Raw genomic sequence first — 11,957 nt, forward strand, 5'->3', positions numbered from 1 at the left:
AATTGCTAAAAATTAAAAAATTCGAATTTCCTTTTTACAAAATTTGCTACTAAATTTAACGCAAATAACACCAATAATAAAGCTATAATTGCAATAGCAGCAAGTTCAACAAATGCAATTTCAGGATTGCTTGACCATATGTATATTTGCACAGGTAGAACAGTCGCCGGATCGAAAAAGGACGTAGGTGTATCAGCAATAAATGCCACCATACCCATCATAAGTAAAGGAGAAGATTCACCTAAAATCCTTGCAATTGCAAGCACAGTACCATGTATTATTCTTGGTAACGCAATCGGTAAAGAGTGATCTAATATCACCTTGATGTGAGGTGCACCGAGCGCAAACGCTGCATCTTTTATCGTAATAGGAACATTCGCAAAGGCATTTTTTGTTGCAATTATAATATTAGGTAACATCATAAATGAAAGAGTCATTCCACCAACAAGTGGTGAAGAGCGTGGTAGCCCAAATATGCCAAGATAGAGAGTTAAGCCCACTACACCAAATATTATTGAAGGCACTGCAGCAAGATTATTTATGCTAATTTCTACAATATTAGTCATTAGCCTATTTTTAGGCATAAATTCGTAAAGACAGATGCCCGACATAATTCCTATTGGTAATGCTAATGCTAGGCACACTATAATTGTCATTAATGAACCGATAAACGCTCCTAAAATCCCTGCATTTTCAGGTTCACGAGAGTCAGATTTAAGGAATAAAGACTTATTAAAAAATTTTTTCACTCTCCTCTTTTCTTTTAGCCAATCAAGTAATTTAGCATAACGATCATTCAAATATTTATCTTTATTTATTGAATTAATTATACTTGACGCGGTAAACCAGATCTCATATTCACCACTATCTTTTACTTTCTTACGAAAAAATTTCTCTAGTTCTTTGTAAGAATTACGACTTAAAATTTCGTCACCGTCTTTAAAATCAGTTCCTCCAAACACCTTACGTAAAGAATCGTTGAGTAAGCCAATGGACTTATACCGCAAATCACTAGGATTACTCGCCAAAGCAAGATCAGCATTTATTTCAACTGGCAATAAAATTTTCGTTACTGTTAAGGCACTGTAAGAGTTAACCAATATACTGAGCAATATACACACAGGACAGCCAAGTGAGATAACTAGTGCCGTGAAAGAACAAAAGCGTAGCGCTCTGTTCTTTTTATTTTTCCTTTTTATACGAGCATGTACACGCCTTGACTGAAGTAATTTAAGGAATTTTTTCTTTATACTCATTTACTTTTCTTTACACGAGGATTTGAAAAAACTTTCCCCTTTTTTGTCATGCAAGTAGCTGACACTGGGATCCAGCAGGCTTTGCCTGCAAATAATTTTTACATTTTCCATGAAAGCACAAACCAAAAGGAGAATAATGAATGCTGGATCCCAGTGTCGGAGCACTGGGATGACACCACAGCGGGAGGCAAACACAATGTTCGTACAGTTGTGTGTCACGCACTGGGATGACAAGAGAGAGTTCTGAGATGACACAATTGACATCACTCCCTATTGTATCTACTTAGATTTCTTTTTAACATAAGTAGTACGCTCTTTGATCCTTGCAGCTTTTCCAAATAGTTTGCACAGATAATACAGTTTTGCTCTACGAACCTTTCCTTTTCTTGTCACTTGCACTGAAACCAGTGCAGGAGAATAAACAAAAAACTGAGACACTATACTTTCTCCATGGCTCACTTTTCTGACTGCAAAAGAAGAATGTAACCCGCGGTTCCTTTTTGATATACATACACCTTCAAATATCTGTATACGTTCACTTGTACCGTCAACTACTTTAAAAGTGACCTTCAAATCATCGCCAGGACGAAATTCTGGTATTTCTTTAGCTAACACTTGCATTTGCTGTTCGTTAAATTTTTTAAGTAAATTTGTCATTTATCTCTCCACTCAATAATTCAGGCCTACGCTTTTTTGTTATAACATGAGACTGCTTCTGCCTCCAATCACTTATTTTTTTGTGATTGCCAGATAACAAAACCTCAGGTACTTTATATCCCTTCCACTGCTCAGGTCTAGTATATTGAGGATATTCAAGTACACCACCACCATAATTAAAACTTTCTTCAGTAATACTATCGGTATTATTTACTACACCTGGAAGAAGTCTAATGCATGCATCAAGAACCACCATTGCAGCTGGCTCACCTCCTGAAAGTATATAATCTCCAATACTTAACTCATAAGGAGTATACGCATCAATTATCCTTTGGTCAATACCTTCAAATCGACCACACAATATTGTTATATGAGGAAACTCTAATAATTCTCTGGCAATATTCTGATTAAACTTAGTTCCAGATGGAGTCATGTAAATAAACTTAGTGTTTTTATGAACAGAGAGCATACTATCTACTGCATCACCAACTACATCAGAACGCATAACCATTCCTGCTCCATCTCCATATGGAACATCATCCACAGTTGAATGTTTATCTTTCGCAAAAGAACGAATATTTATTACTTCAAGGTTCCATATTTTTTTTTCTAACGCTTTTCCGGCAAGAGAATAGTTCAAAAACCCCGGGAACATTTCTGGGAATATGGTTAATATTGTAACATTGAATGCCATTAAGGTTTATTTTAAGTTATTTGGGGCTATACTCTAAGAATAGTAAATTGATATAATATATAGTTAAATTAAACATGTCACTGAATAAAACGATATACGAAGGTAAAGCGAAAGCCATTATTGAAACTGAAGACTTATCAATTGTCATACAGCACTTTAAAGATGATGTTACAGCATTCAATAAGGAAAAATATGAAATAATCGATGGTAAAGGAATAATTAATAATCATATTAGTGCTTTTATCATGGAAAAGCTTGAGAAAGCAGAAATTAGCACACACTTTATAAAAACTCTAAACGAAAGAGAACAGCTAGTCAAAAAACTCAAGATAATACCTCTTGAGGTAGTAGTTAGAAATGTCGCAGCTGGCAGCTTTTGCAAACGTTTTAATATCAAAGAAGGTGAGAGGCTTGCATCTCCTATAATCGATTTTTTTTACAAAAATGATGACCTAGCCGACCCAATGGTAAGTGAAAATCACATACTGTATTTTGATTGGCTATCTAGCAAAGAAATGGATGAAGTTAAAACTACAACTTTAAAAATCAACGAAATATTAGTTCACCTATTTTCAAATGCAAGTATATATTTAGTTGATCTCAAGTTAGAATTTGGCAGATTAATAAATGACAGTACTAAAATCGTTTTAGCTGATGAAATTAGCCCTGATAACTGCAGATTATGGGATAAAAATACTTATAAAAAGCTAGATAAAGATGTCTTTCGTTTGAATTTAGGAGATTTAAAGGAAGCATACCTAGAAGTTGCAAAAAGACTGTCAGTAAAGTTAGGTTAACTAAATACTACTCTATCAAGTGGAGGGTTACATGCCTCATCAAGTTTTCCAATAATTTCAATTTTTTCTCCACGTTTTTGGAAATGATTTTTCACGTTTTGCATATTCTCAGAACTTACGATCAATACCATACCAATACCACAATTAAATGTTTTTAGCATTTCTTTCTTCTCTATTTTACCCTCCTTTGTTAGCCATAAAAATATATCTGGCCATTTCCAGGAATTAATGTCTATGTTTGCAAATAAGTTTTTTGGAAGAATTCGCGGAATATTGTCTACCAAACCACCACCCGTGATGTGCGCAATACCTTTTACTTGTGACATGATAGGCAGCAAAGAATCAACATATATTTTTGTTGGTTCAAGTAGTATTTCACTCCAAGATTTATTATTCCATAGAGATGTATCGTTATAATTTATACCTAAGCTTTTGAAAACATGGCGCACTAAAGAAAACCCATTTGAGTGAATTCCACTTGACTCTAAGCCAACTATATAATCACCTGCTTTCATCATACTACAGTTTGGAAGAATTTGCTTTCGATCAACTACACCAACCACAAACCCTGCAAGGTCATAGTGATTATTACCATACATTCCAGGCATTTCTGCAGTTTCCCCACCAACCAATGCTATTTTAGCTTGCTTGCACCCCTCTGCAATGCCCTTAACCACAGATAATAAAACATCTTTGGTCAAAACGCCTGTTGCAAAGTAATCAAGGAAAAACAAAGGCGTTGCTCCTTGTGCAAGTAAGTCATTTACACACATTGCAACTAAATCTATACCTATAGTATCATGTTTATTCACTTCTTGAGCTATCAACAGTTTCGTACCTACTCCATCAGTTGAGGAAACGAGTACTGGATGGTCATACTTCTTACTTAGTGCAGCAAAATCAAATAACGCAGAAAATGAACCTATTTCGCTGATTACTTCTTCTCTAGTAGTTTCTTGAGCAATAGGCTTGACTTCTTTTATTAACTTATTATATAGTTCAATATCTATTCCTGATCTAGTATAAGTATTCATAATCCTTTTATAAATTTTAAAATTGTTAATACTATATTAATGCCTTGATATAAAAAGTGCAACGAAACTTTCTCTTAATTGACTATTATATACTTACCAATATAGGGTAACTTAAATCATTTATAATTATCCAATGAACGAAAATACCAAAAACATACTGTTAATAACGGAACTGCTATCAGGACGGCTGCTTCATGACTTTGCTAACTCTATGAATGGAATAACGTTTGGCGTAGAAGAGCTTGAAGTAATAGATAAGAATGATGCTGATGCGCAGAAGAAAGCGTTGTTGTTTCTTAAAGAAAGCTCCGATGATTTAATATATAAACATAAAGTTATGAAGCAGGCATATTCTTCTTCAATGGATAATTATAGCTTTGATAAGACCAAATCTAATATCGAAAATTATTTATTAAAAAAAAAGTAAAGCTTACGTGGAAAATAGACGCATACTCTGCAAAAAATAAGGAAGATTTAATTGAAAAGATAAATAAGATAATTTCTAATATGGTGCTAACTATAGCCAGTGCAGTGGCGGAAGTTGAACTAGTATCTGTTTTACTGAGTCAAACAGAAGATAAAATGCTATTAACTATAAAAATTCTAAATGAACACAAACCAATAAGCAAATCATTAGTAGACAAATTAATCAAAAAAAATGACACTAATTTAAATACAAAAGATATTAATATCTATATGACCTCTTTATTATTAGAGTACTATAACACTGAAATGCATTATACTTGCGAAAATAATTTGCTGGAAATAGGTTTAACTATAACTTGAGTTGCATATTTGGTTATTACAACTTTTTCTTCGTGTCAAGGCATTCCCCGACAAGGGGTACCAAATCTAATTTTTGTAATCACTTAAGTCTAGTACTATTTTATTAATGTAGCGCTCATTTGCATCTTTGATGATAAACTTCATACCATTTTTATATTTAATGACTTCATCTACAGAAGGCACTTTACCAGCAATCGAAAGAATCAAACCACCAAGTGTAACATAGTCTTCTTCAGGGTCACGTAATTCTATTTTTAGATCCTCTTCTATATCTTTTATAAGAGCCCTTGCTGATACTTCAAACTTATTTTGAGACAATTCAGTAATGGTATATTCTGAATTTATTTCGTTTTCACTATCAATGTTTGGTATTAGTTCCTCTATAAGATCAGTCATTGAAATTAAACCATCAGTTCCACCATATTCATCCAATATGATAGCTAAGCATGATTTAGAAGAGTTCATCCTAACAAAAAGATTAGTTGTCTTCATCGAGGGTGGAACAAATATTACGCTTTGTATAATATGTTTCAGATTAAAATTTTTATCCCTATTAAAAATAACATCTTTTACATAAAAAAAGCCTATTACGTTATCAAAGTTATTTTTATAAATTGGTATTTTAGTGTGGCAAGTGTTTTTTATCTTCTTTATTATTTCACGCTCGCTTGACTCAATGTCTACTGCGCATATCTCTGTACGTGGAGTCATTATATCCATTATACCACAATCGCGGAATTTTAATAGACCATTAAATATATTAAAGTCTGGCAGATCTTTCATTAATGCCTCAGTCGCACACTTTTTCAACACAGAAGCTTTTTTGAAAAGGAAGAGAAAAATTCTATATGCTATTTTTTCTACTAAGGTTCTTTTTTTACTCAATTTATTCCCTGTAATGGCAAAAACGTTTTCAGATTAGATTTATCAAGAAAACTGTTATTAAATGTTTAATAAGCATGTGAATAATGTCAAATTAATTTGTGAATTATTTGTTGATATAAAATACCAACAATTGATCAACAACTTTTTCAACAACATATACATAGTTGTGTAACAATGCATGATGGTAAAGTATTTTCCATAAAAGAAAATTACTAACACTCTAAACACCTTACTTATACACATAAATCATAACAGAAAATCAATAATATACGAAAGTTACTCACATATTTATCCACAAGTTGAACAACGCCAATTTTTACTGAATTTTAAGTTAGTAACAAGTTATTGATAGAACTATTATTATTACTATACTTTAATATACAAAAGAATAAATAGAATAGATTGGAAAGCGGCAAAACAACAATAGTGAAAATTATTAAGAGAAATGAGCCGGGTGGAAGAGTGCCTATCTGGCTAATGCGTCAGGCTGGCAGGTCTCTTCCTGAGTACCGCAAAGCAGTAGAAAATATGAATAATTTTATGGAGATATGCTACAACACAGATTTAGTGACAGAATTGACGTTACAGCCGGTGACAAGATTTGACATGGATGCGGCGATAATTTTTTCAGACATTTTAATAATAGCTGATGTTTTGGGTTGTGACGTGAATTTCGTACGCGGTGTAGGTCCAATAATAAAACCCGTGGAAAGTCCTAAGGAATTGAAGGGTCCACAAGAAATTGAAACTAAAACCTTACCAATTCTAAACGCTATAAAAAAAGTCAGAAGCCAATTACCAAAAGAAAAATCTCTCATAGGATTTGCTGGTGGACCATGGACAGTAGCCTCATACATCATAGAAGGTAGGAGCAGCAAAACTTTTTCCAAAGTATTAAATTTTTATCCTTCGTGTTTGAAGGAAATAATTGAACGAATAACGGAAGTAACGATTATTTATCTAATTAAACAGATAGAATTTGGAGCAAATGTTATTCAGCTATTTGACAGTAATGCTGGTGCGTTATCGGAACCATTGTTTAAAGAATATGTTATCGAACCAACAAAGAGAATTATCTTGGCAATAAAGGATAGATTTTCTGATTTTCCAATAATAGGTTTTCCAAGGTCTGCTGGAAATCTTTATAAAGATTACTGCGAACAAACAGGTGTATCTGCAGTAAGTATAGATTATAATGTTCCAATAAAATGGGCGAAAGCGAATCTAAACATCCCTCTACAAGGAAACCTTGATCCTAATCTTTTAGCCTATAATAAAACGGAAGCAATCAAAGAAGCAAAACGTATAATAGATTGCTTTAGAGATTTACCCTTCATATTTAATCTCGGACATGGAGTACTCCCTGATACTCCAGTTGAAAATATTGCTGCATTGGTAAACCTGGTAAAAAGCTACTAATACAATACACAAAATTCTAGCTTTTTTGTTGTACGGGGTTTATCATTTGAATTTAGCTTCAGTAAGATATGTCAGACCTTGCAAAAAGAATGTCCCTAATAAAACCATCACCTACGATTGCTGTAACTGATAAGGCAAATAAGTTGAAAAATGAAGGAAAAAAGATCTGTGTTTTAGCTGCAGGAGAACCGGATTTTGATACTCCAGATCATATAAAAAAAGCAGCTATTCAAGCAATAAGTGAAGGTAAGACTAAATATACTGCTGTTGATGGAACGCGTGAGCTGAAAGAAGCAATAATTAATAAGTTAAGAAAGGATAATAACCTCGAGTACACGCTTAACCAAATCTGTGTTGGTACAGGTGCTAAGCAGGTGTTATTCAATTTGTTCATGGCAACAATTAACTCTGGAGATGAAGTTATTATTCCAGCTCCTTATTGGGTTTCATATGTTGATATGGTAAGTCTTTTTGGCGGCTTGCCAGTTGTAGTAGAATGCAAACAAAATTTTAAACTGACAGCGGAATTATTGAAAAGCAGGATAACTAAAAAAACTAAATGGTTAATTCTTAACTCACCGAACAACCCTGCAGGAGCTGTGTACACATGTGATGAATTGAAAGACATAGCACAAATATTGCTTGAATATCCACATATGAATGTCGTTACAGATGATATTTATGAGCATATAATATACGACGAAAAGTTTTTTACTATCGCTCAGGTTGAGCCGAAGCTTTATGATAGAGTTTTTGTAGTCAATGGAGTATCAAAAGCCTATGCAATGACAGGCTGGAGAATAGGGTATATTGCAGGTAGAAGTGATGTGGTAAAAGCTATCTCTACGCTGCAATCTCAAAGCACTTCTAATCCAAATTCGATAGCACAAGCAGCAGCAGCAGCAGCATTAAACGGTGATCATAGTTTTTTGAAAGAAAGAACAAGGATTTTTAAGAGTCGTAGAGATTTTATGGTGAAAGAGCTAAATTCTGCCCCGGGATTATCAGCGTCTGTTCCACAAGGTGCGTTTTATTTATTTGTCTCATGTGAAGGATTGCTCAGTAAAAGCACAAAAAGTGGTAAGATAATAAATAATGATTTAGATTTTACTGAATACTTACTGGGAGATCATTTGGTTGCTGTGGTTCCAGGAATTGCATTTGGTCTAGAAAATTTTATCAGAATTTCTTATGCAACCTCTCAGGAACAATTAGAAATTGGATGTGATAGTATTACTAAAGCGTGCCAGGAGTTAAAATGAAATAGACTATCCATAAGTTGTATATTTTGCCATACTTCGCCAAGGTTATTTTGAATGTTCTAACTTGTGTTTTTCTATGGAAGGCATTTTTATTGATTGAGCAAGTGTCTTTCTAATATTGAATTCCTCATTTTTTTCATTTTGTTGCAGTAAGTTAATGTTATTTATTTTATTTACTAAATCTTTCCCCTTTTCCAGAGTCTTTAAATCACTTTCGTTAATGTGATGTTCATTGTAAAATTCTGCAACAATTTCTTTTCTTTTCGGATAAGTATTTAAAAATTCCGACACCTGATGTTTAGCAACAGCTTGAATAAATTTCTTATTAAATCTTGAATCGTTATATAGATCTTCTAAATTTTCATCGTAGTGTTTTGCTTCATTTACAGCAAGCTTTATTATCTCTTCTATACCACTTAGAAGTTTCCTATACAATTTGTCGTATCTATTGCCTAGCACGTGTGTAGCGAATGTTTGTTCAATGTATTTTGTTATGTAATTTTGCAGCGTATTATCTATCGTGCTTATATTCATCAGCCTGCTTTAATATTATATTAACTATTTTACACATAAAAAGGTTAATATTGAATTAATAGAATACTTCTGAAGTCAAATTTTACTGAAAATTATGGTATTTAAGATATAATTGTCAGCATGAAATAAAAACATAAATAAAATGGATCTTGTAACAAAAGTGAAGCTCAAGATAAAGATGAATAAGGGTAAAATCATAAATATACTTATCATTTGTGGTGTAATTTTTTTCATATACCTTATTCATGAGCCAGTTGTAGATATGGTAGAAAAAATTATAAGTAAAATAAAAGGTCTCTTTTAAAAATAGAAAAAGTGAACTTTTTCCATCATCCAAACTTGAACCTGGAAAATTTAGTTAATGCATAAACTACTTATGTTGGCTATGAGTTCAACTGTATAAAATTCCGGTAAATTAAAATAAGTATTCATAAAAATATTGTTTTCTATAAACAGAGTATCTATAATGCTAGCTTTGGGGTAAAGTATTGCAGAGGAATTTTTTAATCTGGTTGTTGGCGTCACTGTTTTATGCATACCAATATATATTACGCGTAATTCCAAATATTATAATTCCTGAATTGGTAGTAAGGTTTAATATAGGAACAACAGAAATAGGACAATTTTGTGGACTGTATTATGTAGGTTATGTGTTAGCACATATTCCTGTAGGTATTCTTTTAGATAGATTTGGTTCTAAAGTTGTTATACCGATTTGTATTGCATTAACATCTTTAGGTGCTTTACCTTTAGTCAGTTCTAATGATTGGAGTTATTCTATTATTGGAAGAATAATTACTGGTATTGGATCCTCTGCTTCAGTACTTGGACTCTTTAAAATAATAAGAATCTATTACCATAGAGAAAAATTTGCCATGATGTTCAGCATATCGGTTATTATTGGCATTTCAGGTGGTGTATTTGCCACCAAACCATTACATGTCTTACTTGATAAGTTTGGGTGGGATTATTTATTTACTGTGTGTATAATGCTTGGATTATTGCTTGCTTTAACTACCTTTATATCTATACCTAAAGTTGGCACCTCAGACGAAGAATTAAATATTAAAAATTTAAGCAAAGTTATATTTAATAAAGATATTTTATTGATAGGTTTGTTTGGCGGTTTTATGGTTGGACCATTAGAAGGCTTTGCAGATGCGTGGTCCGCAACATTCTTGCATGAGATTACGCTATAGATAGACACATTGCATATAGCATTTCAAAATGGATACTAATAGGCTTTGGCTTTGGGCATTTATTACTTCCTTACATATTAGCAAAAAATCCAACCAAGCACTATGAAATAATAATTTCTTGTGCTATGGCCATGATAATTGTGTTCTTATTACTTTTTATATGCAATATTAGTGAACTCCTGGCATGTATATTACTATTCATTATTGGTCTTGCTTCTGCATACCAAATTGTTTTTACTGCTAAAGTTGTAAGTTGTGTAAAAAACGAAGCAGTAGCAAGTGCAGGATCTGTAGGTAATTCCATAGTTATGAGTTTTGGTTATTTTTTTCACGTCATTATTGCAAATATAATGAATTTTTATTGGAACGGTGAAATTATCGATGGAAAGCCATTTTATGGAACTGATGTAATGGTTAAGTCTATGTTAATAATACCTATATGCCTACTAATAGGAATGATAGGCTTTTGGTTACTTAAAGTTATAAGCTGTAAAAAGAGCTAAGCAGATTTAGATGATTAATATAGTATTGTTTTTTATAACTAAAGTATCTATAATCCTAAATTTTAGCTGAGATTCATGTTGCAGAGGAATTTTTTAATCTGGTTGTTGACGTCACTGTTTTATGCATACCAATATATATTACGCGTAATTCCAAACATAATTGCGCCTGAATTAATAACAAAATTTAACATAAGTATTGCAGATGTTGGCCAGTTTGGTGGGTTATACTATGTAGGCTATACGCTAGCTCATATACCTATTGGTCTTTTCCTTGATAGATTTGGACCAAAGTTTGTTTTACCTGCTTGTACCGTTTTGACATTTACCGGAACACTACCGCTTATATGCTTTGATGAGTGGAGTTATTCAATAATTGGAAGAATAATTGTGGGAATTGGGTCATCCGCTTCGGCAATTGGAATCTTTAAAGTTGCAAGCATGTATTTTGCGCAAGAAAAATCAGCAAGAATGGCCAGCTTATCTATAATTATAGGAATTTTGGGAGGGATATGTGGCGGGTTACCTTTAGACTTCTTACTCGATAAATTTGGCTGGAATTATGTTATCTATACATTCTCAGCATTTGGGTGTTTACTTGCTCTGTTGCTGTTCTTAGTAACGCCTGAAAGCAATGCTCAACAGGAAAAAGTTAGCATTAGAGACTTAAAAAACATACTTTTCAACAAGCATATTATTCTAATTAGCTTTTTTGGTGGACTCATGGTCGGTCCAATGCAAGGTTTTGCCGATGGTTGGGTGAAAGCATTCTTTTTTGAAGTATATAAAATGAATGAAGACTTGGCATCTTCTCTCTCTTCCGTAATATTGATAGGAATGTTAACAGGATCATTCTCTTTGGCTTATTTATTGGAAAAATATAAAAATAAGCATTATGAAGTAATAATTGCATGCTCATTTGCAATGATCGCTA

Annotated in this window: 13 protein-coding genes and 1 pseudogene (1 of these 14 only partly in view); 8 read left to right on the forward strand and 6 right to left on the reverse strand. The window is 32.9% G+C overall.

What is annotated here, in order from left to right:
- Positions 1-5: 5 nt before the first annotated feature.
- On the reverse strand, positions 6-1,256 hold the full coding sequence (pstA, locus tag WG67_RS04405; protein ID WP_007549491.1) for a phosphate ABC transporter permease PstA: 1,251 nt from the start codon (positions 1,254-1,256) through the stop codon (positions 6-8).
- 48 nt (positions 1,257-1,304) lie between these two features.
- Here pstA and WG67_RS04410 point away from each other — a divergent pair, with 48 nt between their 5' ends.
- On the forward strand, positions 1,305-1,487 hold the full coding sequence (locus tag WG67_RS04410) for a hypothetical protein (RefSeq protein ID WP_010962989.1): 183 nt from the start codon (positions 1,305-1,307) through the stop codon (positions 1,485-1,487).
- A 48-nt stretch (positions 1,488-1,535) separates the two neighbouring features.
- Here the strand turns inward: WG67_RS04410 and rplS are convergent, their stop codons facing one another.
- On the reverse strand, positions 1,536-1,913 hold the full coding sequence (gene rplS, locus WG67_RS04415; RefSeq protein WP_006279489.1) for a 50S ribosomal protein L19: 378 nt from the start codon (positions 1,911-1,913) through the stop codon (positions 1,536-1,538).
- Complete coding sequence (gene trmD, locus WG67_RS04420) at positions 1,897-2,607, reverse strand: tRNA (guanosine(37)-N1)-methyltransferase TrmD (RefSeq protein WP_070356961.1); 711 nt, start codon at positions 2,605-2,607, stop codon at positions 1,897-1,899. Before trmD ends, rplS begins: the two co-directional genes overlap by 17 nt.
- Positions 2,608-2,681: 74 nt before the next feature.
- Here trmD and purC point away from each other — a divergent pair, with 74 nt between their 5' ends.
- The gene (purC, locus tag WG67_RS04425; RefSeq protein ID WP_010081959.1) at positions 2,682-3,404 is read left to right on the forward strand and encodes a phosphoribosylaminoimidazolesuccinocarboxamide synthase; all 723 of its coding nucleotides are present in this window, start codon (positions 2,682-2,684) and stop codon (positions 3,402-3,404) included.
- On the opposite strand, the gene purM is transcribed toward purC, so the two are convergent.
- Positions 3,401-4,438, reverse strand: a complete 1,038-nt coding sequence (purM, locus tag WG67_RS04430; protein ID WP_007549277.1) for a phosphoribosylformylglycinamidine cyclo-ligase — start codon at positions 4,436-4,438, stop codon at positions 3,401-3,403. The genes purC and purM overlap by 4 nt on opposite strands.
- 133 nt (positions 4,439-4,571) lie before the next feature.
- Between purM and WG67_RS04435 the strand changes: the two genes are divergently transcribed.
- Positions 4,572-4,865 carry a hypothetical protein gene (locus tag WG67_RS04435; RefSeq protein WP_070356962.1) on the forward strand — a complete coding sequence of 98 codons (294 nt, stop codon included), beginning with the start codon at positions 4,572-4,574 and terminating at the stop codon, positions 4,863-4,865.
- Positions 4,866-4,879: 14 nt separating this feature from the next.
- A complete protein-coding gene (locus WG67_RS04440; RefSeq protein ID WP_233395610.1) occupies positions 4,880-5,224 on the forward strand; it encodes a hypothetical protein in 345 nt (114 codons plus the stop codon).
- 66 nt (positions 5,225-5,290) lie between these two features.
- Here the strand turns inward: WG67_RS04440 and WG67_RS04445 are convergent, their stop codons facing one another.
- Complete coding sequence (locus WG67_RS04445; RefSeq protein ID WP_070356963.1) at positions 5,291-6,109, reverse strand: transporter associated domain-containing protein; 819 nt, start codon at positions 6,107-6,109, stop codon at positions 5,291-5,293.
- Between the two features lie 402 nt (positions 6,110-6,511).
- Between WG67_RS04445 and hemE the strand changes: the two genes are divergently transcribed.
- Both hemE and WG67_RS04455 read left to right on the forward strand, forming a co-directional pair.
- Positions 6,512-7,528 (forward strand): uroporphyrinogen decarboxylase, encoded by a 1,017-nt coding sequence (hemE, locus tag WG67_RS04450; protein WP_070356964.1) that lies wholly within the window; start codon positions 6,512-6,514, stop codon positions 7,526-7,528.
- Between the two features lie 68 nt (positions 7,529-7,596).
- Positions 7,597-8,790, forward strand: a complete 1,194-nt coding sequence (locus tag WG67_RS04455; RefSeq protein ID WP_010082012.1) for a pyridoxal phosphate-dependent aminotransferase — start codon at positions 7,597-7,599, stop codon at positions 8,788-8,790.
- A gap of 45 nt (positions 8,791-8,835) precedes the next feature.
- On the opposite strand, the gene WG67_RS04460 is transcribed toward WG67_RS04455, so the two are convergent.
- Positions 8,836-9,324, reverse strand: coding sequence for a hypothetical protein (locus WG67_RS04460; RefSeq protein ID WP_006280043.1), 489 nt, complete (start codon positions 9,322-9,324; stop codon positions 8,836-8,838).
- Between the two features lie 488 nt (positions 9,325-9,812).
- Here WG67_RS04460 and WG67_RS04465 point away from each other — a divergent pair.
- Together WG67_RS04465 and WG67_RS04470 are read left to right on the forward strand one after the other, a co-directional pair.
- Positions 9,813-11,026 (forward strand): annotated as a pseudogene (locus WG67_RS04465) (MFS transporter).
- Positions 11,027-11,101: 75 nt separating this feature from the next.
- Positions 11,102-11,957 carry the 5' portion of an MFS transporter gene (locus WG67_RS04470; protein ID WP_179945718.1) on the forward strand. 374 nt of this gene lie beyond the right edge of the window, so the window shows 856 of its 1,230 coding nt (coding positions 1-856); it begins with the start codon at positions 11,102-11,104; its stop codon lies off the right edge, out of view.

Source organism: Wolbachia endosymbiont of Drosophila incompta (genome assembly GCF_001758565.1).
In the GTDB taxonomy this organism is placed as follows: Bacteria; Pseudomonadota; Alphaproteobacteria; order Rickettsiales; family Anaplasmataceae; genus Wolbachia; species Wolbachia pipientis.

Coding starts and splice junctions, on each gene's coding strand:
- WG67_RS04460 (WP_006280043.1), bottom strand. CDS start 9,324: ATGAATATAAGCACGATAGATAATACGCTGCAAAATTACATAACAAAA.
- WG67_RS04455 (WP_010082012.1), top strand. CDS start 7,597: ATGTCAGACCTTGCAAAAAGAATGTCCCTAATAAAACCATCACCTACG.
- purM (WP_007549277.1), bottom strand. CDS start 4,438: ATGAATACTTATACTAGATCAGGAATAGATATTGAACTATATAATAAG.
- pstA (WP_007549491.1), bottom strand. CDS start 1,256: ATGAGTATAAAGAAAAAATTCCTTAAATTACTTCAGTCAAGGCGTGTA.
- trmD (WP_070356961.1), bottom strand. CDS start 2,607: ATGGCATTCAATGTTACAATATTAACCATATTCCCAGAAATGTTCCCG.
- rplS (WP_006279489.1), bottom strand. CDS start 1,913: ATGACAAATTTACTTAAAAAATTTAACGAACAGCAAATGCAAGTGTTA.
- purC (WP_010081959.1), top strand. CDS start 2,682: ATGTCACTGAATAAAACGATATACGAAGGTAAAGCGAAAGCCATTATT.
- WG67_RS04410 (WP_010962989.1), top strand. CDS start 1,305: ATGCAAGTAGCTGACACTGGGATCCAGCAGGCTTTGCCTGCAAATAAT.
- WG67_RS04435 (WP_070356962.1), top strand. CDS start 4,572: ATGAACGAAAATACCAAAAACATACTGTTAATAACGGAACTGCTATCA.